12 protein-coding genes are annotated in these 23282 nt (G+C 71.6%); 6 read left to right on the forward strand and 6 right to left on the reverse strand.

Annotated elements, in window-relative coordinates:
• On the forward strand, positions 1 to 8801 hold an 8801-nt coding region (locus ACFPZ3_RS63470; RefSeq protein WP_379524090.1), incomplete at its 5' end, for an amino acid adenylation domain-containing protein.
• The gene (locus tag ACFPZ3_RS63475; protein ID WP_379524091.1) at positions 8788 to 10488 is read left to right on the forward strand and encodes an ABC transporter ATP-binding protein; all 1701 of its coding nucleotides are present in this window, start codon (positions 8788 to 8790) and stop codon (positions 10486 to 10488) included. The genes ACFPZ3_RS63470 and ACFPZ3_RS63475, both read left to right, overlap by 14 nt.
• A gap of 11 nt (positions 10489 to 10499) precedes the next feature.
• Here the strand turns inward: ACFPZ3_RS63475 and ACFPZ3_RS63480 are convergent, their stop codons facing one another.
• Positions 10500 to 11093 carry a DJ-1/PfpI family protein gene (locus tag ACFPZ3_RS63480; protein WP_379524092.1) on the reverse strand — a complete coding sequence of 198 codons (594 nt, stop codon included), beginning with the start codon at positions 11091 to 11093 and terminating at the stop codon, positions 10500 to 10502.
• Positions 11094 to 11146: 53 nt separating this feature from the next.
• On the opposite strand from ACFPZ3_RS63480, the gene ACFPZ3_RS63485 reads away from it, so the two are divergent.
• Positions 11147 to 12091, forward strand: a complete 945-nt coding sequence (locus ACFPZ3_RS63485) for a GlxA family transcriptional regulator (protein WP_379524093.1) — start codon at positions 11147 to 11149, stop codon at positions 12089 to 12091.
• On the opposite strand, the gene ACFPZ3_RS63490 is transcribed toward ACFPZ3_RS63485, so the two are convergent.
• On the reverse strand, positions 12067 to 12621 hold the full coding sequence (locus tag ACFPZ3_RS63490; protein ID WP_379524094.1) for a GNAT family N-acetyltransferase: 555 nt from the start codon (positions 12619 to 12621) through the stop codon (positions 12067 to 12069). The genes ACFPZ3_RS63485 and ACFPZ3_RS63490 overlap by 25 nt on opposite strands.
• A gap of 46 nt (positions 12622 to 12667) precedes the next feature.
• Here ACFPZ3_RS63490 and ACFPZ3_RS63495 point away from each other — a divergent pair, with 46 nt between their 5' ends.
• Positions 12668 to 13261, forward strand: coding sequence for a helix-turn-helix domain-containing protein (locus ACFPZ3_RS63495; RefSeq protein ID WP_379524095.1), 594 nt, complete (start codon positions 12668 to 12670; stop codon positions 13259 to 13261).
• Here ACFPZ3_RS63495 and ACFPZ3_RS63500 read toward each other — a convergent pair.
• Positions 13258 to 14646, reverse strand: coding sequence for a serine hydrolase domain-containing protein (locus ACFPZ3_RS63500; RefSeq protein WP_379524096.1), 1389 nt, complete (start codon positions 14644 to 14646; stop codon positions 13258 to 13260). The two genes, ACFPZ3_RS63495 and ACFPZ3_RS63500, sit on opposite strands and share 4 nt — an antisense overlap.
• A 124-nt stretch (positions 14647 to 14770) precedes the next feature.
• Here ACFPZ3_RS63500 and ACFPZ3_RS63505 point away from each other — a divergent pair, with 124 nt between their 5' ends.
• Positions 14771 to 15505, forward strand: coding sequence for a TetR/AcrR family transcriptional regulator (locus ACFPZ3_RS63505; protein ID WP_379524097.1), 735 nt, complete (start codon positions 14771 to 14773; stop codon positions 15503 to 15505).
• Positions 15506 to 15661: 156 nt separating this feature from the next.
• A complete protein-coding gene (locus ACFPZ3_RS63510) occupies positions 15662 to 17611 on the forward strand; it encodes a glycoside hydrolase family 71 protein (protein ID WP_379524098.1) in 1950 nt (649 codons plus the stop codon).
• Between the two features lie 63 nt (positions 17612 to 17674).
• Here the strand turns inward: ACFPZ3_RS63510 and ACFPZ3_RS63515 are convergent, their stop codons facing one another.
• The 3 genes from ACFPZ3_RS63515 to ACFPZ3_RS63525 all read right to left on the reverse strand — a co-directional run bounded on the left by ACFPZ3_RS63515 (position 17675) and on the right by ACFPZ3_RS63525 (position 23254).
• Positions 17675 to 19636, reverse strand: coding sequence for a protein kinase domain-containing protein (locus tag ACFPZ3_RS63515; RefSeq protein WP_379524099.1), 1962 nt, complete (start codon positions 19634 to 19636; stop codon positions 17675 to 17677).
• 61 nt (positions 19637 to 19697) lie between these two features.
• On the reverse strand, positions 19698 to 21917 hold the full coding sequence (locus ACFPZ3_RS63520; RefSeq protein WP_379524100.1) for an arylsulfatase: 2220 nt from the start codon (positions 21915 to 21917) through the stop codon (positions 19698 to 19700).
• Positions 21914 to 23254, reverse strand: coding sequence for an MFS transporter (locus tag ACFPZ3_RS63525; protein WP_379524101.1), 1341 nt, complete (start codon positions 23252 to 23254; stop codon positions 21914 to 21916). The genes ACFPZ3_RS63520 and ACFPZ3_RS63525 overlap by 4 nt, the downstream gene beginning before the upstream one ends.
• Positions 23255 to 23282: the final 28 nt, after the last annotated feature.

Consider the following 23282-nt stretch of genomic DNA (forward strand, 5'->3'; position numbering starts at 1 on the left):
CGGACCGGGCGGCGGACCGGGCGGCGGATCTGGCGGCGGATCTGGCCGTCGCGGGGTGGCAGGAGAGCGACCGGCCGCTCGACGAGTGCGTCGCGCTGGCCACCGGCGGGCTGGACCCGGACGGCGGCGTGATGCTGCGTGCCGTCTGGCGGCGCGAGGCGCGGGAACTGGTCGTGGCCGTCCATCACGTGGTGATCGACGGCGTGTCCTGGCGGGTCCTGATGGAGGACCTGGCCACGGCGTGGCGGCAGCTCACCTCGGGCACGCCGATCGAGCTGCCCCCGGTGGGCACGTCGTTCCGGCGCTGGACGCAGCTGCTGGAGCAGACGACGTTCGACGCGGACCGCGGCTACTTCCAGCGTCCCCTGCCGGCGGCGGACGGGCCGGTGGGCAGGCGTCCGCTGTCGGAAGCCGACACCGTCGCGCGGGAAAGGGTGCGCGTCGTCTCGGCCTCCCCCGAGGTCACGGCCGCACTGCTGGGCGAGATCCCGGCGAGATTCCACGCGGGCGTCAACGACGTGCTGCTGACCGCGCTCGCCGTCACCCTCGCCCGGTGGCGTCGCGGCCTCGGGCAGGAACAGACGTTCGCGCACATCGAACTCGAGGGCCACGGCCGCGAAGGACGGGTCGTGGCGGGCGCCGCCGGGTTCGAGCCGGAGCTGTCGCGGACCGTGGGCTGGTTCACCACGCTGTTCCCGGTGACCGTGGACCCTGGCGCGGCGGCCGATCTCACCGGCCCCGGCTATCTGTCCGCCGCGCTCAAGGCGGTCAAGGAGGACCTCGCCCGGGTTCCGGGCAACGGCGTGTCCTACGGCGCCCTGCGGTATCTGGCCGGCATCGGGTTCGACGCCTCCGCCCCGCAGGTGTTGTTCAACTATCTGGGCCGCTTCGACGGGGGCGCGTCCGAAGACTGGCAGTTCGCGGGCGCGACGGGGCAGCTGGGCGAGAAGCGCGACCCGAGGATGCGCCTGCCGCGCGCCCTGGAGTTCAACGCGATCGCCGAACCCGGCCCCTCCGGCGAGTACGAACTGGTCACCGCCATCTCCTGGCCTGACGGGGTGTTCACCGAGGAGGACATCGCGACGATCGGCGAGTATTTCCTGGCGGCCTTGGCGGGGCTGGCCGCGCTCGACGCGGGCGGCCACTCCCCCAGCGACTTCCGCCCGGTGCCCCTCACGCAGGCCGACGTCGACGCCCTGGACGGCCCGGCGCTGCTGGACATCCTGCCGCTGACCCCGTTGCAGGAGGGCCTGTACTTCCACTCGGTCTTCGACGACGACTCGGCGGGCAATTACGTCGAGCAGCAGCTGATGACGCTGGACGGCCCGGTGGACGCCGATCGGCTCGCGGCGGCGGCCACCCGGTTGCTCGCGCTGTACCCGAACCTGGCCGCGCGGTTCGTGGCCCTGGCCGACGGCCGGGTGGTCTCGGTGCTGGAGAGCGGCGCGGTGGCGCCGTTCACCACGCTGGAGCGCCCCGGCATCACCGACGGCGAGATCCGCGACTACGCCGAGCGGGACCGCCGCGCCGGGTTCGACCTGGCCACCGGCCCGCTGATGCGCTACACGCTCATCCGCGCCGGTTCCGGCAGGAACGTCCTGGTGCAGACCGTGCACCACATCGTCGCCGACGGCTGGTCGGTGCCCGCGATGTTGCGCGCGATGCTGGCCGAATATCACGCGCCGGGGACCGTGCACCCGCGCGGCGGCTTTCCCGGCTACGTACGCCGGCTCGCCGAACGCGACGACGAGGAGAGCGACCGGGTATGGCGCGACCAGCTCGCCGGGCTGGCCGGCCCCTCGCTGGTCGCCGAGGGGCACACCCCGTCCGGCCGGTTCGCCGACACCGCCGTGGAGCCGGGTGACGACGTCGACGAGGCCGCCAGGTCGGCGGGCGTGCCGCTGAGCGTCGCCGTGCACAGCGCGTGGGCGCTCACGCTGGGCGGCATCCTGCACAGCGAGGACGTGGTGTTCGGTTCCACGGTGTCCGGGCGTGACGCGGATGTGCCCGGCATCGAGGACATGGTGGGGCTGCTCATCAACACGATCCCCGTACGCGCCCGATGGACCGGCGGCACCACGGCGGGCGAGCTGCTCGCCTCGGTGCGCGACCATCAGAGCGCGGTGCTGCCGCACCAGCATGTCTCGCTGACCAGGATCGGCCGCCAGGCGGGCGGCGGACCGCTGTTCGACACCCTGGTGGTGTTCGACGTCGCGACCGACGTGGACGCTCTGCGCAGGCCCGGCGACGAGCTCGTCATCACCGGCATCGTGAACGAGGGCGCCCCGCACTATCCGTTGACGCTGGTGCTGGAGCGCACGCCCGACGGCCGGCCGCGCGCCAACCTGATCTACGACGGCGCGTTGCTGCGGGAGACGAGCGCCCAGGCTATCCTGCGCACGTTCACCCGGGTGCTGACCGGCCTGCTCACCCGGCCGGACGACCCGGCCGGCGACCTGGCCGGCGACCTGGCCGGCGACCCGGCCGGCGACCCGGCTGGCGACCTGGCCGGCGACCCGGCTGGCGACCCGGCTGGCGACCCGGCTGGCGACCCGGCTGGCGACCCGGCTGGCGACCTGGCGCAAGACGACGCCCGGCCGCCCGCGCCGATCACTGCGGCGACCCTGGGCGGGCTGTTCGACGCCGCCGCGAACCGCGACCCGGCCGCCACCGCCGTCACCCAGTGCGCTCTCGACGGCGGCACCCGGTCGCTGACCTACGGCGAGCTGGCGCAGGAGAAGAACCGGCTGGCCGCGGCGCTGCGCGCGGCCGGTGTCGGACCTGGCGAACGTGTCGCCGTCGCCGTCCCGCGCTCTCTTGAGCAGGTCGTCGCCCTGGTCGCGATCGTCTCCGCGGGCGGCGCGTACGTGCCGCTGGATCTGGCTTACCCGGACGAACGGCTGGAGTACATCCTCACCGACGCCGCCCCTCGGGTCGTTCTCGTGGACCGGGACCAGCGGGACCGCTTCACGGAGCTGGCGGCCAGGGCGGGCGGGCCGGCCCGCGTGCTCGTCCAGGGGGACGATCTGCCGCTGGACACCACCGCGCCCGAGGTCGACCGGCACGATCCGGCATACGTGATCTACACCTCCGGATCGACCGGCAGGCCCAAGGGCGTCGTCGTCCCGCACTCCAGCGTGGTGGCGCTGCTCGCGAACACCCGGCCCGGCATGGGCTTCGGCCCGCACGACGTGTGGGTCCAGTTCCACTCCTACTCCTTCGACTTCGCGGTGTGGGAGTTGTGGGGCGCGCTGGCGCACGGCGGCGAACTGCTGGTGCCCGAGTACGGGCTGACCCGCTCCCCCGTCGACTTCCACCGGCTGGTCCGCGAGCGCGGAGTCACCGTGCTCAACCAGACCCCATCGGCGTTCTACCAGTTCATCGAGGCCGACCGGCACGCCGGAGAGCCGGTCACCTCGCTGCGCCGGATCATCTTCGGCGGCGAGGCGCTGGATCCGGGCCGGTTGCGCGGCTGGGTCGAGCGGCACGGCACCGGCTCCCCCGAGCTGGTCAACATGTACGGCATCACCGAGACCACCGTCCACGTCACGCACCGGGTGCTGACCGGCGAGGACGTCCGCGACGACGCCAGCCCGATCGGCGGCTCGATCCCCGGCCTGGTCACCTACCTGCTCGACGACCGGCTCCGGCCGGTGCCGCCTGGCCGGGTGGGCGCCATCTACGTGGCCGGCGACCAGGTGTCGCTCGGCTACCTGGGCAGGCCGGGGCTCACCGCGGGCCGGTTCGTGGCGAACCCGTTCGCGGGCGGCGGCTCCCGCATGTACCACACGGGCGACCTCGCCTACCGCACGCTCGACGGCGAGCTGGTCTTCGCCGGCCGCGCCGACGATCAGGTGCAGCTCAAGGGTTTCCGGATCGAGCTCGGCGAGGTGGAGTCCGCGATCAGGGAGGCCGCGGGCGTGGTCGACGCGGCCGTCACCGTGGCGGACAGCGGCGATCACCTGGTCGCGCACGTCGTGGGCGAGGTGCCCGGCGACCTCACCGGCCTCCTGTCGGCGAAACTGCCGGCGCACATGGTGCCGGGCCGGGTGCTGCCGATCGACGCGCTGCCGCTGACGGTCAACGGCAAGCTGGACCGCAAGGCCCTGACGGAGCGCGCCGCGCGCGACGACGCTCCCGTGCCCGCGCGCGACGACGCTCCCGTGCCCGCGCGGGACGGCGCCGCCGCGCCCGCATGGGACGGCGTCCCCGCACCCGCGTGGGACGGCGTCCCCGCACCCGTGCGGGACGGCGTCCCCGCGCCCGCGAGGGATTCCGCGCTGGCCGCGCTGGTCGGCATCTTCGCCGAGTCGCTGCCCGGCGCCGAGGTGCACGCCGACACCGACTTCTTCGGGGCCGGAGGCGACAGCATCGTCGCCATCACCGTGGTCAACCGGGCCAGGGCACTCGGCCTGCCGGTCGCCCCGCGCGAGGTGTTCCTGCACAGGACGCCGCGCGCGCTCGCCGAACACCTGGGGACCTCCACGCAGCCCCCGGCGCCCGCCCGCCGCGAGGACGGCCCGCTGACGCCGACGCCGATCATCCTGCGCCAGCGGGAGCTGGGCGGCTCCCTCGCCCGGTTCGCCCAGGCCAGGACGCTGGTGGCGCCGGAAGGCGCCGGGTTCGACGACGCCGTGCGCGCCGCGAACGCCGTCGTGGCCGCGCACCCGGCCCTCCGGCTGCGGCTGCGCGCCGAGCACGGGGTGTGGGCGCTGCGCACGGAGCCCGCCCGCGAGGTCGCCGTCGTCCGGATGGACGCGACCGACGCGGCCGACGCGGCCGACGCGACCGACGCGACCGACGCGACCGACGCGACCGACGCGACGACCGCGGCGAACGAGGCAGCAGGACGCCTCGATCCCGGGTCCGGGGAGATGATCGCGTTCTCGTGGCTGGCGGCGAGCCGCACCCTGGTGGTCACCGTGCACCATCTCGCCGTGGACTCGGTGTCCTGGCTGGTCCTGCTGGACGACCTGGCCACCGCCCTGCGCGGACAGGTCCTGCCACCTCCGACCACGTCCTACGCCGAGTACGCCGACGCGCTCGCGACCCGGTCCGCCCATGTGATCGACGACCTGGAGCACTGGGTCACCACGCTCGAAGCGCCCCTCCTGCTGCCCGTGGCAGAGGGGCTGCGCGAGACCACCGTGGAGGTCCCGCCCGAGGTGACCGCCCGCGTGACGCGGACCGCGCCCACCGTGCTCGGCATCGGTCTCACCGAGTTGTTGTGCGGCGCGCTGCGGAGCGCGCTGACGCACATCCAGCCGTCGCCCGCCGATCTCGCGATCGACCTGGAACGGCACGGCCGGGTCCCGGTGCTCGAACACCACGACTACACCCGGACGGTCGGCTGGTTCACCTCCATCGCGCCCGTGCGGCTCACGGCGCTCACCGATCCCGTCGCGGCGGCGCGCGAGGTCGCGGAACGCCAGCAGGACGAGCGCGGGCACGTCGCCTACGGCCAGCTCAGATACCTCAACCCGCAGACGGCCCCGCTGCTGAACGCGCGCCCGCAGGTGCTGTTCAACTACCTCGGCAGGGGCGGCGAGTCCCAGGTGCCGCACATCGCCGGCGGCGACCAGGGCAGCCCGTACGCCGTCGAGGTCAACGCGTGGACCGACGCGGCCACCGGAACCCTGCGCGCGGCCTTCACCCTCGCCGAGGGCATCCCCGACGAGCTCACCGAGCACTGGCGGCGCGCGCTGGAGCGCATCGCGGACGCCTGCGCGACGGCCGAGCGGACCGCGCCGGTGACCCCGCTTCAGAGGGGACTGTACTTCCAGGCCCAGCTGGCGGGCCCGGCCGGGCACTACGTCGCGCAGAGCTACTTCACCTTCGACCGGCCTCTGGACACCGGCGCCCTGGCCGAGGCGATGGCGTACGTGATCGCGCGGCACCCGGTGGTGGGCGCCGGTTTCACCACCGACGCCGACGGCAACCCCGTCCAGGTTCTCGCGGCGGGCCGGCGGGTCGACGTCCGCACGGTCGTGCTGCCGACGGAGGCGGAGGTTGAAGCCCTGCGCGCGCGGGACCGCGACACGGGCTTCGACCCGGATGAGCCGCCGTTGATCCGGCTGACCGTAGTGCGCCTGCCCGGCGGCCACGACGGCCTGCTGCTGAGCTACCACCTGCTGCTGTGGGACGGCTGGTCACGCGAGATCGTGTTGCGGGACCTGTTCGACGCCTATCAGGCCGTCGTCGCGGGAGAGCCCCTGGACCCGGCCCCGGCCACGCCGAGCTTCGAGGACTACGCCCGGGCGCTCGACGGCAGGGACCTCTCCGCGTCGGAACGTTTCTGGGCGGAGCACCTGACCGGCCTGCCAGGACCGACGCTGCTCGCCGGGCCGGCACCGTCGCTCTCCGACGACCTGCCGCGCGCCCTCATGCGCACGCTGTCCGCCGGACAGTCGGAGCTGCTGCGGGAGGCGGCCAGGACGCACGGCGTCACGCTGAACTCGGTGCTGACCGGCGCGTTCGGCCTGCTGCTCGGCGCGCACACCGGCCGGAGCGACGCCGTGTTCGGCGTGACCGTCTCCGGACGGGAGGGCGAGGGCCTGTCCGGCATCGTCGGCGTCCTGCTCAACACCGTGCCCATGTGGACGCGGGCCCGGCCGGCGGACACGGCGCGGGAGTACCTGTCGGCCGTGCAGGCGGCCAGGGTCGCGGCGATGGAGCACGAGCACCTGGGGCTCGGCGAGATCCAGCGGAGCAGCGGGCACGACACCCTGTTCGACAACCTGTTCGTGCTGCAGAACTTCCTGGACCTGGACGCGTTCGCCGAGCTCAACGCCAGGCACGGCATCACCTCGGTGCTGGCCGACGACTCCACGCACTACCCGTTCACCTGGGTCGTCACGCCCGGCGACCGGCTCACGGTCAAGCTGGAGTATCGCGACCACGACACGGAACGCGCCCGTCGTCTCCTGGACGACTACCTGCGCGTGCTGGAGGACCTGGCCCGGTCGAGCGGGCCGATGGGCGCGCTGCGGGGGCTGGGGCCGGAGCCCGAGCCGGCCGGGCGTTCGCACATCGGCACGGACACGGTGGTCGACCGGTTCGACCGGGCGGCGGACCGCAGCCCTGGGCGGGTCGCGCTCGTCGCCCACGGCCGGACCATGACGTTCGCCCAGCTTCAGGAGCGCAGCCGCGCGGTGGCGGGGGTGCTCGCCCAGCGCGGCATCGGCCCGGAGAAGACCGTGGCTCTGGCGGTCCCGCGCTCGCTCGACTCGATCGTGGCGCTGTTCGCCGTGCTGCGCGCCGGGGCCGCGTACGTGCCGCTGGAGCTGGACCACCCGGACGAGCGGATCTCCGCGATCGTCGCGGACGCCCGGCCGGAGGTGATCCTCACCGTGAGCGCCGTCTCTCCCCGGCTGAGCGGCGAGCTGATCGAGCTGGACCGCCCCCTGCCCGGGGCCGAGCCGTTCGTGACGTTCGACCCCGACGACGCGGACCGGCTGCGGCACCCCGCGTACACGATCTACACCTCGGGATCGACGGGCAAGCCGAAGGGCGTGGTGACCGAGTACGCCGGGCTCACCAACATGCTGATCAACCATCAGCGCCGGATCTTCGAGCCGGTGCTGGCGGAGCACGGCCACCGGGTCTTCCGTATCGCGCACACCGTGTCGTTCGCGTTCGACATGTCGTGGGAGGAGCTGCTGTGGCTCGCCGACGGCCACGAGGTGCACATCTGCGACGAGGAGCTGCGGCGCGACGCGCCCCGTCTGGTCGAGTACTGCCTTGAGCACGGGATCGACGTCATCAACGTGACCCCCACCTACGCGCAGCAACTGGTGGCCGAGGGCCTGCTCGACGACCCCGCGCGGCGCCCTCCGCTGGTGCTGCTGGGCGGCGAGGCGGTCACCCCGGCGTTGTGGCGGCGGCTCGCCGAGACCGAGGGGACGGCCGGCTACAACCTGTACGGCCCCACCGAGTACACCATCAACACCCTCGGCGTCGGCACCTTCGAGTGCCAGGACCCGGTGGTGGGCGTGGCGATCGACAACACCGACGTGTACGTCCTGGACCCGTGGCTGCGGCCCGTGCCGGACAACGTGCCCGGTGAGCTGTACGTGTCGGGCGTCGGCATCGCGCGCGGCTACCTCGGGCAGCCCGAGCAGACCGCGCACCGGTTCGTCGCGTGCCCGTTCGGCGAGCCCGGCGAGCGCATGTACCGCACGGGAGACCTCGTGCTCCGGCGGCCCGACGGGAACCTGATGTACCTGGGCCGCACCGACCAGCAGGTCAAGATCCGGGGGCACCGGGTCGAGCCGGGCGAGGTCGAGGCCGCGTTCGCGGCGCACCCGGCGGTGCGCTTCGTCGCCGCCGTCGCCCAGCCCGATCCGCAGGTGGACGGCGCGTACCGGCTGGCCGCCTACCTCGTGCTGGACGGCTCCGACCTGGCGGCGGTCGCCGCCGAGGTGGGCGCGGGGCTGCCGGACTACCTGCGTCCCACGCACTACGCCCAGGTCGACGCCATCCCGCTGACCGTGAACGGGAAAGCCGACACCAAGGCGCTGCCGGAGGCCAGGCCGCTGGGCGCGCTGACCACGTCGGGCGAGCGCGGCCCGGCGACCGGGACCGAGACCGTGGTCTGCGAGTTCTTCGCCGAGGCGCTGGACCTGGACGACGACGAGGTGAGCGCGGTGAGCGACTTCGTGTCCCTCGGCGGGCACTCCATGCTGGCGGTGCGGCTGATCGGGCTGCTCCGCCGCGAGTACGGTCCCGTGATCACCATTCGCGATCTGTTCGCCCTTCGTACCCCCGAAGCGATTGCCTGCCACCTCGATGACAACTCCTGACCAGCGCGGGCCCCGTACGGGGTCCGGCATCCTCTGGACCGCGCTGCGCCGCAACGCGGGCCCCATGACGTGGGGCACCGTCCTCATGGGCATGTACCAGGCGGGCGAGACCGCCTTCCCCATCGCGCTCGGCCTGATCGTCGAGCACACGCTGCGGGAGCGCAGCCTCGGCTCGCTCGGCCTGTCGATCGCGGCGCTGGCCGTGATCATCACGACCGTGTCGTTGTCGTGGCGGTTCGGGATGCGCATCCTGCAGAAGGCCAACACGACAGAGGCGCACCGCTGGCGGGTGCAGGTCGCCGCCTGCGGGCTCCAGCCGGTGGCCAGGGACTTCGACCTCAAGTCCGGCGAGGTCCTGACCATCGCCACCGAGGACGCGGACCAGACCGCCGACATCATCGAGGTGGTGCCGCTGCTGATCAGCTCACTGGTCGCGGTGCTGATCACGGCGGTCGCGCTGGGCATCGCCAGCGTCCCGCTGGGCCTGCTGGTGATCGTGGGAACCGTCGTGATCCTGACGATCCTGAGCGTGTTGTCCAGGCGGATCGGCACCGGCACCCGCGAGCAGCAGGCCAGAGTGGCGCGGGCGGGCGCTAAGGTCGCCGACCTCATCACCGGCCTGCGCCCCCTGCACGGCTTCGGCGGCAACCACGCGGCGTTCCTGTCCTACCGGAAGGTCAGCACGGAGGCGAAGAACCAGGCGATCACCGTCGCCAAGGTGAACGGCGCGTACGCCGGCGCCGCGCTGGCGTTCAACGCGATCCTCGCCGCCTCGGTGACCCTGACGGCGGGCTGGCTGGCGTTGAACGGCCAGATCACCATCGGGCAGCTCGTCATGGCGGTCGGGCTGGCGCAGTTCATCATGGAGCCGCTCAAGCTGTTCTCCGAGATGCCGAAGTACGTGATGATCGCGCGCGCGTCGGCGGAGCGGATGGCGCTGGTGCTGGCCGCGCGCCCGGTGATGACCCCGGGGACGGAGCGCCCTTCCCCGGGCGGGGACCTCGAGGTCGACAGCGTCCGGTACGGATCCCTGCGCGAGCTGAAGTTCCACGTCTCCGCCGGTGAGTTCGTGGCCATCGCCGCCTACCAGTCGCGCGCGGCGGCCGACCTCGCCTCGATCCTGGCGGTGAACGTCCCGCCCGGCACGTACGAGGGCGTGGTGCGGGTCAGCGGGCGGGAGACGGCGGACCTGTCGATCGAGGCGATACGCGAGCACATGCTGGTGAACCCGTACGACGGGGAGATCTTCGAGGGCACCCTCCGCACGAACATCGATCCGGCGGGCGCCGGCCACCTGGTCCCCGAGGCGGTCGAGGCGTCCATGCTGACGGACGTCATCGCCCTCCACCGCGAAGGACTCGACTACGGCGTCCACGACCGCGGCGCGAACCTCTCCGGCGGGCAGCGCCAGCGGCTGTCGCTGGCCCGCGCCCTCGCCGCCGACACCGACATCCTGGTCCTGCACGATCCTACGACGGCCGTCGACGCGGTCACCGAGCAGCTCATCGCGCGCAACATCGCGGAGCTGCGCAGGAACCGCACCCTGATCGTGATCACCAGCAGCCCGGCCTTCCTGGACGCCGCCGACCGGGTCCTCGTCCTGGACGGCGGCGTCATCACCGCCGAGGACACCCACCGCAACCTGCTCGCCACCGACGAGAACTACCGCCTGGCCGTGGCCCGGTGACGCGACGGTGCCTAAGACCTGGCTGAGTGATACACCCTGGCCGTCCGCGTGTACCCGACGGCGGTGGCCACGCGGTCGGCGGTCCCGGTGCCCAGCTCTCGTTCGGTGATCCACAGGCCGAGATCCAGCCCGGCGCTGAGGGCGCCCGCGGTGATGCGATCACCGGCGTCGACGACACGTTCCTCCACGACCTCCACGCCGTAGGACCGCAACTCCTCGTACGCGTTGTGGTTGGTGGTCGCCTGCCGATCGGCCAGCAGACCGGCGGCGGCGAGCAGCAGCCCGCCGGTGCACACCGAGGCCATCCAGCGGGTCGCCGGCGCCACCGCCGCCAGCCGGGCCGGGAGCACGCCGTGCCGCGCCTCGGCCCAGGAGCCCGCTGGGGCCCGGTTCAGCCACCCGCCGCCCGGGACGATCACCCCGTCGGCCTGCCCCTGCCCCAGCACGGCGGGCACATCGATCTTGACGGAACGCATGCTGGTCACGGGGCCCGGCCGCTCGGCGGCGACCAGTTCGACGGTGAGCCCGGCCACGGACAACACCTCGAACGGCCCGAACGCGTCCAGTTCGTCGAAGCCGTCGAACACCACGATCTCGATTCGCACGCGGCCAGCATCGCGCCGTGCCGCCGGTCCGGGCGAGTGGCATGCTTGCCATCATGCGTAAGAAATCCGCCACGCGTCGCGTCGCCGTGCTCGCCCTGCCATCGGTGGTGGCCTTCGACCTGACGATCGCGACGCAGGTGTTCGGGCATGAGGGGCAGGGCCGATACACGGTCACCGTCTGTTCGCTGAACGGCGGCGCGGTGCGCACCACGACGTCCGGCCTCGGCCTGACCGTCGAGGCCGGCATCGACGCTCTCGACGACGCCGACACGGTCCTCGTGCCCGGGTTCGCCCGCGGGCGCGCACCGGAGCGGGCACTCGCCGCCCTGGCCCGCGCTCATGACCGCGGGGCGCGGATCGCCTCGATCTGCACGGGCGCGTTCGCGCTGGCCCAGGCGGGCCTGCTCGACGGCCGGCGGGCGACGACCCACTGGTTCCACGCCGCCGCGCTGGCACGCGAGCATCCCCTGGTCGAGGTCGACGCCAATGCCCTGTACATCGACGAGGGTCAGGTGCTGACCAGCGCGGGGCTGGCCGCCGGCCTGGACCTGTGCCTCTACCTGGTCGGCCGCGACCACGGCCAGCCGGCGGCCATCCAGCGGGCCCGTCACATGGTCACGCCGCTGCACCGGGCCGGTGGCCAGGCACAGTTCATCCCCTCCGGCGAGTCCGCCGAGGACGCGGAGCTGGCCGGCGTCACCGCCTGGGCGAGCGCCAACCTGCACCTGCCCATCACCGTCGACGACCTCGCCCGCAGGGGCATGCGGTCCACCCGCACCCTGCACCGCGACTTCCAGCGCCGATTCGGCATGAGTCCGCGGGCCTGGCTGATCCAGCAGCGTCTGCGTGCGGCCTGCGCCTTGCTGGAGGACAGCGACATCAGCGTGGACCAGGTCGCCCGGCGTACCGGACTGGGCACCGCCACCAATCTGCGCGCGCACTTTCATCGAGCCTTCGCCACCACCCCCACCGCCTACCGCCGGGCCTTCACTCCCTGACGGATATCGTGCGAGGTGAAAGGAGTCAGCGCTCGCTCCATGAGCACCGTGTCGATCCAGCGGCCGTGCTTGTGGCCGACGCCGGTCAGCCGGCCGGCATGGGTGAAGCCGAAGCGCTCGTGCAGCGTGAGCGAGGCGCGGCTTCCGCTGTCCGCGATGACGGCGATCATCCGGCGGAAGCCCGCCGCCGCGCACCGGTCCACCAGGGCGCCGAGCAGAGCGCTCCCCAGACCCATGCCGGTCAGGTCCGGGGCCAGGTAGATCGAGTTCTCCACCGTGTAGCGGTAGGCCGGTTTGGCACGCCACGGCCCGGCGTAGGCGTATCCGGCCACGTCGCCGGATCGTTCGGCGACCAGGAACGGCATTCCCCGGGCGGCGAGGTCGTCGAGCCGCCGCTGCCAGTCGGCGGCCGGTGGCGGGGTCTGCTCGAAGGTGATCACCGTGTGGGAGACGTAGTGCTCGAAGATCTCCGCCACGGCCTTGAGATCCGCGGGGAGCGCGGGGCGGATGATGGCCTGGGGAGGCGCCATGACGTCCTCGTTTCTCTATAGTGAAATCTAATGCCATTATAGAGGAATGTTGGATCTCGCGGCATTGGGCCGGCGTATTCAGACGTCGCGGCACGACCGGAGCCTGACCCTTCAGCAGCTGGCCGAGGCGGCCGAGGTGAGCGTGAGCATGTTGTCCTCGGTCGAGCGCGGGCAGAAGGTGCCCACAATCGTGGTTCTCGCTCGCATCGCGGACGGCCTCGGCATGGCGCTCGTCGATCTCATCGCCCAGCCCGAGGACAATCGGGTCATCGTGCGCCGCGCCGCCGACCAGGACACCATCGACGAGCCCGGCGGGTGGCGGCGGACGATCGTCTCACCGGTCGTGCCGGGGGTGAACTTCGAATGGATCCGTACGGGCCTGCCACCGGGCTGCGACGCCGGCCGATTCCCGGCCTACGCCCCAGGCTCCCACGAGTACATCGTCGTCGAGTCCGGCACCCTCCGGCTGACCCTTGGCGACAGGTCCGTCGAGCTGAACGAGGGCGACTCGGCCTACTTCGCCGCGGACGTCACCCACGCCTACGCCAACGCGGGTCCAGGACCGTGCACGTACTACGTCGCCGCGCTCATCATGCGCCCCCGTGCGGCCCAGCCACGCCCCACGTCCGACCGGAGCTAGCGCGCGGCGATCTTCGGCGCCGCCCGCATGCCGAAATAGACGTACGGCGTTCCGTCCGGAAACGTCCCGAACACCAGCGGCAGCCACGGCGCGCTGACCGGGCCGAGCCCCGGCATCGCGAGCACCGTGCCGGACACCGCCACGAGGTCGGTCTCGATCGGCGGTGAGTAGCCGGCCATACCGCCTGTGAGCTGCAACCGCAGCCACGGCACACCGTCCCGCTCGCCGATCGTGATGCGCATGCCTTCGCGTTCGTACGTGCCCGCGAGCGCGGCGACATCCACCGGCCCCGGTTCCCCTGCGGGGGCGAAGGCGTCAGGCATCCGCACTCCGGCCAGCTCACCGAGCAGCTCCTGGAACAGATCCACGAACAGGCCGGTCGCGCCGCCGCCATTGGTCAGCAGCGCGGCGATGACGCCGCTGCCAGGCACGACCCGCAAGTAGGAGAACTGCCCGACCGAGGCGCCGTCGTGACCGTAGCCGGCGACACCGTCCCAGTCGTACAGCGCCCACCCGTGGCCCCATCCGGACGCCATGAACGTCCATCCGTCCAGGCAGTCGACCACGCGCCGCCGCATCGCCGCCGCCGACCCGGCGGACAACACGCGCCTGCCGCCGGGCGCGACACCGCCGTCGAGATGCATCCGCGCGAAGCGGACCACGTCGGCGGCGGTGACGAGGACGCGCCCGTACGGCCCCGCCGAGCGCGGCAACAGGTCCCACACGGGCGCCGGCTCCGGGTCGCCGCCCAGCTCGCCGAGATGGCTCATCGCCACCCGGAACCGCAGCGCCTCCTCCGGCAGGGTCATCGAATGCTCCAGGCCGAGCGGCGCCAGCAACCGCTCGCGCAACGCCTCGTCCCAGGTCTGGCCGGTGATCACTTCCACGACCCGGCCGAGAATCGCATATCCGGTGCTGCAGTAGGAAACGACCGTCCCCGGCGGGCAGTCCTGGCCCACGGTCGCGCACGCCTCCACGTAACGGGCGAGGCAGTCGTCACCGCGGCCGGTGTCGTGGGTGAAGTCCCCGGCGATCCCGCTGGTGTGACTGAGCAGCCGCCCGATCGTCACGCTCTTCGTGACCTCCTCGTCGGCGACCGCGAAGCCGGGCAGCACGTCGGCGACCCTGCTGTCGAGCCGCAGCTCACCGGAGTCGACGAGCTGCATCACCAGCGTGGCCGTGTAGACCTTGGCGATCGAACCGGACTGGAACACCGAGTCCGTGGTCACCTCCACTCCGGTCCCCCGGTGCAGCACGCCGCTGGCCAGCTCATGGATGCTCCCGCCGGACAACACCGCGAGGGCGGCTCCCGGCACGTGATGGGCGGCGCGCAGCTCATCGAGCCTGGCCTGCCAGCGATCAGCGTCGAATGGCGATGACGACATCAGGACGGTCCCCTCTTCCGGACAAAGCGCCGCACGGTGTACAGCGCTCCGCACACTGTACGGAGACCGCATATCGTTCGCAAGCCGTACACTGTTCGGACCAGATCGTCGTGAAGGAGAGCGCATGCCGGCCGACCAGCAGCCGTACCCGTCGGTGTGGGCCCGACCGCGGCGGTCCCGGCGCGAGCAGCAGCCGCTGAGCCGGGAGCAGATCGTGTCCGCGGCGCTCGAACTGCTGGACGCCGAGGGCATCGACGCCCTGAGCATGCGCAAGCTCGGCACCCGCCTGAACGCCGGAGCCACCTCGATGTACACGCACGTGGCCAACAAGGACGAACTGATCGAGCTGGTCGTCGACGAGGTCTACGGCGAGGTCGAGGTGCCGGCCGCCGATGATCCGGCGGGCTGGCGCGGGGCCGTCACCCGCTGCGCCCACAGCCTGCGCGCCGCGCTCCTGCGCCACCCCTGGATCGCCTCCGTGCAGGGCGAGGCCGGCGTGGCCTATCTGGGGCCGAACGTGATGCGGCAGAACGAGGCCATCCTCGCCCTGTTCGAGCAGGGGGGCTTCACCCTGGAAGCGGCCGATCGGGCCCTGAACACGGTCGTGGCGTACGTCATCGGGGTGTCGACCAGTGAGGCCGCGTGGCTGACCAGGCTCGCCCGCAGTGGCCGCAGCGAGCAGGAATGGGCGGAGAGCCTGTGGCCGGCCGCCGAACAGGCCGTGCAGGACTACCCGCGGCTGCGGAAGCTGTACGCCGCCCGGCGAAACCAGGACGTGAGCGCCACCCGCGACGACGAGTTCGGCACCGGGCTCCAGTGTGTCCTCGACGGCTTGGCCGCCCGCTTCTCGCCCGCCTGAGCATCCGGGATTGAGGCGCGGCTTCGACCCCTTCCGATTTGTTCCATTCGCGCGCTTCGTCCATAGGCCGAGTGGAATGCTTGATCATGCTCCGCTTCCGCGAGTGCAAGACGGTATCGGCTGGTCGAAGCCGTACCAAGAAGTAGAGGGAGATCCATGATCAACCGATATCGGACCCTGCTGGGCGCGGTGGCGGCCTTCGCCACGCTGGGGACGGCCGCCGTCGCCCCCGCGCAGGCGTCTGCCGTCGCGCCTGTCAGCGTGACCTTCGCCGCCGCGGAGGACGTGTTCATCAGTCAGGCCGAGCCCGCCAAGAGCTTCGCCACCGCGACGTGGATGAGCGTGTGCGGCGACAGCTGCGGCAGCGCCACCGCGGGGCAGCGCATCGCGCTGACCCGGTTCAAGGTCACCGGCATCCCGGAGAACGCCGAGGACGTCAAGGTCACGCTTGACGTGGTGTCGGCCAGGACCACCGACACCACCGTCTCCGTCCACCCGGTGACGGGCTCCTGGACCGAGGCCGCCACCACATGGAACACCCGGCCGACGGTGGGCGCCTCGGTCGTGGACTCGCACACCGGCTTCACCGCGGGCGCCACGGCCAAGCTGGACGTGTCGTCAGCCATTCAGGGCGACGGCACCTACGCGTTAGCCCTGACGGGGACGGAGGCCACCACCACCGTCCTGATGTCCTCACGGGAGACCGGCAACCGCGGGCCCAAGCTCACGGTCACCTACACCGAAGGGAGCGAGCAGACCGCCGGTCCGCTGCCCTTCACCCTGCCGGGCACGGCGGCGCTGCGGGCCTCGGGCAAGAAGGTGTTCGCGCACTACTTCACGCCGTACCCGGTCTCGCTGGACAACCAGGCGCCGGCGAACGACTACTACGCCAGGAACTACCTCAAGCCGGAGGGCGAGAGCGGCAAGCACGCCGCGTACGGCGGGCTGCTGCGCGACCGGCCGCTCGGACGTGACCCGATCAGCGGCGACTACGCGCTGGCGGACCTCAAGACCGAGGTGAAGCAGGCCATCGCCGCGGGGCTGGACGGTTTCACCGTCGACATCCTCTCGGTCACCAGCGCGCACTGGACGCGGGTGCAGAACCTGATCAAGGCGGCCGAGGCCGTCGACCCCGCCTTCAAGATCGTGCTCATGCCGGACACGAACGGGCTGGCCTCGGTCGACAGCGCCACCCTCGCCACGTCCATCGCCAAGCTCGCCGCCTCGAAGTCGGTCTACCGGCTCGCCGACAACCGTCTGGTCGTGGCGCCCTTCAAGGCGGAAGGACGGACGGCGGCCTGGTGGTCGGACTGGATGAAGACCATGGAGACGCAGCACGGCATCAAGGTCGCCCTGGTGCCCTGCTTCCTGGACTTCAACAAGTACCGCGACGCGTTCGCCTCGATCAGCTACGGCTTCTCGAACTGGGGCGGCCGCAACCCGGCGGCCAACTCCGCCCTGACCACGAACATCGACCGTGCGCACGGCCTGGACAAGATCTGGATGCAGCCGGTGTCGATCCAGGACGAGCGTCCCAACCAGGGCGTCTTCGACGAGGCCGGCAACACCGAGAACCTGCGGGCCACCTGGAAGGGCGCGATCGACGGCAAGGCCGACTGGGTCCAGCTCACCACCTGGAACGACTACTCCGAGAACACCCAGTTCGCCCCCTCCAGGAACGCCGGCTGGACCTATCTGGACATCAACGCCTATTACCTGACCTGCTACAAGCTCGGCTGCCCGAAGATCACCAACGACACGGCGTACCTCACCCACCGCGTCCAGCCGGCCGCGGCCGAACCGTCGTACGCGCAGACCAAGCTCATGAAGCTACGCAGTGGCAGCACGGCGGCCCGCGACACGGTCGAGGTGCTCAGCATGCTCACCGCGGCGGGCAAGGTGTCCGTCACGGTCGGCGGCACGACCCAGACCTATGACGCGCCCGCCGGGGTGTCGGCCAAGACGGTCCCGCTCAAGGCCGGCACCGCCTCGGCCACGGTGACCAGGAGCTCCGCCACGGTGGCGAAGGTGACCTCGCCGTACACGATCACCGCCACGCCGTACGTGCAGGACCTGCACTACCGCGGAGCCTCCAGCGGCCGATGACCTGACGCCGGACGGCCATCGCTCCCGCCCCTGCCGCCGGCTTCGCGGCGGGGGCGGCGGGGTTCAAGAGTTGGCGGGGGTGAGCGTGAAGTAGGGGGAGAGCCCCAGGTCGTCCGCGGACTCCAGCAGCCTGTACGTCAGTTTGCCGTCGAACGCCACGACGCGAACCTCGTCCTCGGCGCCGTTGTCGTACTCCCAGCAGTACAGATGCGACTCGTCGTACCAGCCGAGCACCTTGTCGCAGTCGGAGGAGAACCTGCGCACCTGGTCGCCGGTGCCCGCGTCCCAGACGCAGTGATCGCCGTCGTCGCCGCCCGGGCAGTCGGTCACGAACGTCGTGCCCGAGGGCGAGAAGATGTCGAGGGTGCCGGACGCCGGCGGCCCGACACCCGGCACGTCTCGCGTGTGCCGGCCGGAGGCGTCGAAGAAGCGCAGCCCCTCGTTCTTTCCGTAGACGACGACCACGCCTTCTTCGTCGCCGTCCCAGCCGAAGTCGCTGTCGCGGATCGCGTCGTCGGCCACCTCGACCACATCCACCTTGCTCCGGGCCACGTCGACGATGGCGAAGCCCCTGGTGGTCCAGACGTCCTTGCCCTGTTTGTCGTCGGCTTTCCTGTTGAGGTTGAGGAGGATCTTCGAGCTCTCCTTCGACCAGGCGCGCAGGCCGGTGTCCAGCGGTTTGCGTACGGTCTTCACCCGGAAGCTGGAGCCGGTCTGCCGGTCGGTGATGAGGATCGAGTCGTGACCGTCGGAGGTGTAGTCGTCCGACCGGCTCGCGAGATAGCGGCCGTTGGGCGAGACCAACGACTCCAGGTTGTCCGGATACCGGTCGAACGTGCCCCGCAACGACTGCCGGGCATAGTCGACGTCCTCCTCAAGCTTGTCGTTGTAGACCTCGTACGCCGTCAGCGTGATCGGGTCGGACGGGCGCTCGTAGAGCGTGATCGCCCCGCCGGGCAGCGTGGTCTTCACCGGCGGGGCGGGGGTCGCCTCCCGCGACGGCGCGGCCGCCGATGTGACGGCGGCCGGCGGCGGCGTGGGCGGCCGCAGCAGGCCGGGCACGGCTGTCCCGGCCACCACGACGGCCACCGCGACGGCCACGGCGATCAGCGCGGCGGCGGCGACGAGGCCCGGTCTGCGCGACCGCCTGACGGGGCCGGACTGCGGCGCATCGTCAGGAGCGGCCTGTCTGGTTCCCTCCGCGAGCGGGTCGGCGCCCGGCTCCGGATTGCGCAGCAGGTGCGTGATCACGTCCATGGCCGTCGGCCGGCTCGCCGCTTCCTTGGTCAGGCACTGGCGCACCAGGTCGCCCAGCCGTCCGTCGAGCAGGCCCAGATCGGGACGGGACCTGAGCAGCCGGTGCATCACGGCGTGCGTCCCGTCGGTGCCGAACGGCGCTCGGCCGCAGGACGCGAAGACCATGGTGCCGGCCCAGGAGAACATGTCGGCCGCGGATCCCAGGCCGCGGCCCATGACCTGCTCGGGAGACATGTACGCGGGCGTCCCGATCTGCGTGCTACTGGTCATGGTGTCCGGGCCGAGCGTGCGTGCGATCCCGAAATCGATCACGCGCGGGCCGCTGGAGCCCATGATGATGTTGCCGGGCTTGAAGTCCCGGTGCACCACGTCGGCCTCGTGGATCGCGGCGAGCGCGGTGGCGGTGCCGATGGCCAGCCGTTCCAGGTCCCCGCCCGAGAGCGGGCCGTCCTGCCTGACGACCTGATCCAGCGAGCGGCCCTCGACGTACTCGCTGACGATGAACGGCCGGCCCCGTTCGACGCCCGTGCTGAGCACGGCCGCGGTGCAGAACGCCGCCACCCGCCTGGCGACCTCCGCCTCCTGGAGGAAGCGCTCGAGGTTCTCCTCATCGCCGGACGGGTACAGCCATTTGACGGCCACGCGCACGTCCATGGGGGTTCTGGCGAGGTAGACAACGCCCTGTCCCCCTTGCCCTAACCTGCCGAGAAGCTCCAGGCCACCCAACTCCTCAGGGTCACCGGGCATCAGCGGCGTGAAGTCAGACATGCGTCATTGTGATGCCAGGCAGTGGATCTACCGCAAGCCGCCGAGCGGTAAATCCTCGCTTTCAGTCGAAGATCTCGTGGACGGTGTCAGGGGTGGTGTCCAGCTCGACGCGCACCCGTTCGATCGTCCCCGTGAAGGGGAACCCGTGCGGATAGTCCCAGCTCACCGGTGACAGCGCGTCGCGGCCGAGCACCATCCCCTGCCAGCCGATCAGATACTTCGCGGTGGTGATCGGCTCCTTCCTGCTCGCCGGACGGCCGTCCACCTCCAGCACGGCCACACCCTGGCAGGATCCCGTCCGCGTGAAGACGACCGACAGGACGTGCTCGCCCTCGGGAAGCAGGCTGTGACCGTGCAACCGATACCTGGTGCCCTGGTGGTTGTATTCGTAGTGCGGCCGATCGCCCGCGACGTAGAGCACGTGGCCGCCGTTCACGTCGCCCTGCGAGATCAGCACGCCCTCGTCGCCCGCGCGCAGCCGTACCTCCGCGTCGATGCGGTAGGACCGGTCGTAGATCAGCGGGCTGACGCCTCCCGGGATGCGGCTCATCTCCGGGTAAAGGGTGAAGCTCCGCCGCCGCCTGGGCGAGGCCGCGCTGTGGTACATCGCGGCGCGCTCGGCGAAGTTGCGGTCGTCCAGCGGGAAGACGTCGTACCGCTCGGCCTCGGACCACCAGCGGCCGATCAGTTCGTGCAGCACGCCGGGACGCTCGGCGGCCAGGTCGTGGCACTCGGAGAAGTCCTCGTCCAGGTGGTACAGCTCCCACCGGTCGTCGTCGTAGGAGGTGCCGCGCTCGTGGTAGGCCACGGCCTTCCAGCCCTCGTGCCAGATCGCGCGGTGCCCGTACATCTCGAAGTACTGGGTGGGGCGGCGGGTGGGCGCCGCCGCGTCCGCGAAGGTGTAGCTCATGGACGTGCCGTGCACGGGCAGTTGCGCCACCCCGCGGTACGTCTCGGGCATCCGCGCCCCGACGGCGTCCAGGATCGTCGGCGTCACGTCGATGACGTGGTGGAACTGCTCCCGCACCTCCCCCGCGGGCACGTGTCCCGGCCAGGAGACGACGAGGGGAGCCCGGACGCCGCCCGCGTGCGTGTTCTGCTTGTACCGCTTGAGCGGGGTGTTGCCCGCCTGCGCCCAGCCCCAGGGGTAGTTGCCGTGGCAGCGAGGGCCGCCGATCTCGTCAAGGCGGGCGTGGTTGTCGGCGTGCGGGACCTCGTCGCCGTTCTCGTACGCGATCGAGTTGGTGTTGCCGAGACCTCCGCCCTCCTGGCTGGCCCCGTTGTCGGACATGAGCACGATGAGGGTGTTCTCGCGGGTGCCGATGCGGTCGAGGTGGGCCAGGAGCCGGGCGAGGTGGGTGTCGGTGTGCTCCATCATCGCGGCGAACGACTCCTGCAGCCGCGCCGCGACCGCGCGCTCTTCCTCGGGCAGTTCGGCCCAGGGGCGCACGCCGTCGTTGCGCGGAGCGAGCGCGGTGCCGGGCGGGATGATCCCGAGCTCGATCTGCCGGGCGTGCCTGCGCTGCCTGATCACGTCCCAGCCCTCGTCATAACGGCCCCGGTAGCGGCGCAGGTACTCCTGCGGCGCCTGATGCGGCGCGTGCCCCGCCCCCATGGCGAGGTAGAGGAGGTACGGCTTGTCCGGCCCGACCGACTTGTGGTCCGAGACGCAGGCGATGGCCCGGTCGACGAGATCCTCGGTGAGGTGGTAGCCCTCCTCCGGGGTCCGCGGCGGCTCCACCCGGTGGTTGTCCTGGACCAGTTCGGGATAGTACTGGTCGCTGATCCCCTCCAGGAAGCCGTAGTAACGGTCGAACCCCCGGCCCAGCGGCCACTGGTCGTAGGGGCCGATCGCGCTGGTCTGGTCCATCGGGGCCACGTGCCATTTGCCGAACGCGTAGGTGTTGTAGCCGGTGTCGCGCAGCACCTCGGCGATCGTGGCGGCGCGGTGGGTGATGGTGCCGCGCTTGCCGGGGAAGCCGCTGTCGGCGTTCGACAGCAGGGACATGCCGACGGCGTGGTGGTTGCGGCCGGTGAGCAGCGAGGCCCGGGTGGGCGAGCACAGTGGCGTGACGTGGAAGTTCGTGTAGCGCAGCCCTTCGGCCGCGAGCGCGTCCATCGTCGGTGTGTCGATCTCCGAGCCGTAGCAGCCGAGGCTGCCGAACCCGACGTCGTCGAGGACGACGACGATCACGTCCGGCGCGCCCTCGCGCGGGGTGGGCGGCTGCGGCCACCAGGGCGTGGACTCCCCATAGGTACGCCCCACATGTCCGCTCGTCATGCGTTCATCCTTTCTTCGAGCTGGCGCAGGGTCAGGCCGCGCGTCTCCGGCGCCAGTTTGTAGGTCACCACCACGTTGATCAGGCACAACCCCGCGATCACCAGGAAGGAGACCGCGCCGAGCGCCTCGTACATGCTCGGCAGCGCCAGCGTCCCGACCACGCTGCCGGTCTTGCCGACCATGTTCACGATGCCGACGGCCCGGCCGCGCACGGAGGCGGGGAACAGCTCGGGCGCCCAGGAGTAGAAGGCCAGCGAGGTCCCGCCGTTGATCACCGCGATCGTGACGGCGAAGGCCACCAGCACGAGCCACGGGGTGCCGAACCCCGCCCAGATGAGGAACGTGCACACGGCGGCGATCGCCGTGCCCGCGATCGCGATGAAGCGGCGGCCTATCGACTCGATCACCCACAGGCAGACGACCAGGCCCAGGATCACGGCCAGCGCCGTCGTGGCGGCGGTGAACAGCAGCGAGGTGAACGTGCTGGGAGTGACGATCCGGCCGATCAGGGTCGGCTGGTAGAGCAGCACGGCCGAGCCGTAGAGGTTGTTGCAGCCCCAGTACACACAGAGCATGACCACCATGATCACCAGCGGCCTGCGGAACAGCAGCCGCATCGGAGCCGGTTGCCCCCTGGCCGGCGTGGCCGGTTCGGCCTCCGGCTCCTCCTGGCCGGAGGTGGCGTAGCGCCAGGCGGCCACGGCCTCCGCGTGCCGGCCGTGGGCGCGCAGCCAGTACGGCGACTCGGGCGTGCGGCGGCGCAGGAACAGCAGCACCACCGCCGCGATCGCCCCCGTGGCCAGCACCCATCTCCAGTGACTCACGTCCGAGGCGGTGAAGACGATCAGCGTCACCGCGATGGCGGTCAGCGCCCCCAGCATCCACGCCACGCCGCCCAGGCCGGTGAACGTGCCGCGCCTGCGGGACGGGATGAACTCCGCGATCAGGGCGGCCGAGGCCGGCATGTCCGCGCCGATCGCGAAGCCGACGAAGAACCGCAGCGCGATGAGCTGCCACACGTCGTTGACGAACAGGAAGCCCAGCGAGGCCAGCACGAAGACGGCCATCGAGGCGAAGAAGACCGGCCGGCGGCCGAAGCGGTCGGTCAGCGGGCCGGTCAGCAGGGAGCCGAGCGCCATGCCGACGAAGGCGGAGGCGCCCACCATCCCCAGCAGGCCCGGCCCCGGCTTCAGCTCCGGCGTGATCCCGAGCAGCGCGCCGGACAGGACCAGCAGGTCGTAGCCGTCCACGTAGTAGCCGCCGATGGCGGTCAGCGCGATCCTGCGCTGGCCTGTGGTCATGCGACCGGCGTCGAATTCGACAGTCTCGCTCGTCATGCGGGCGAATCTATGCGGGCCTCCAACT

The organism is Nonomuraea insulae (assembly GCF_042656245.1).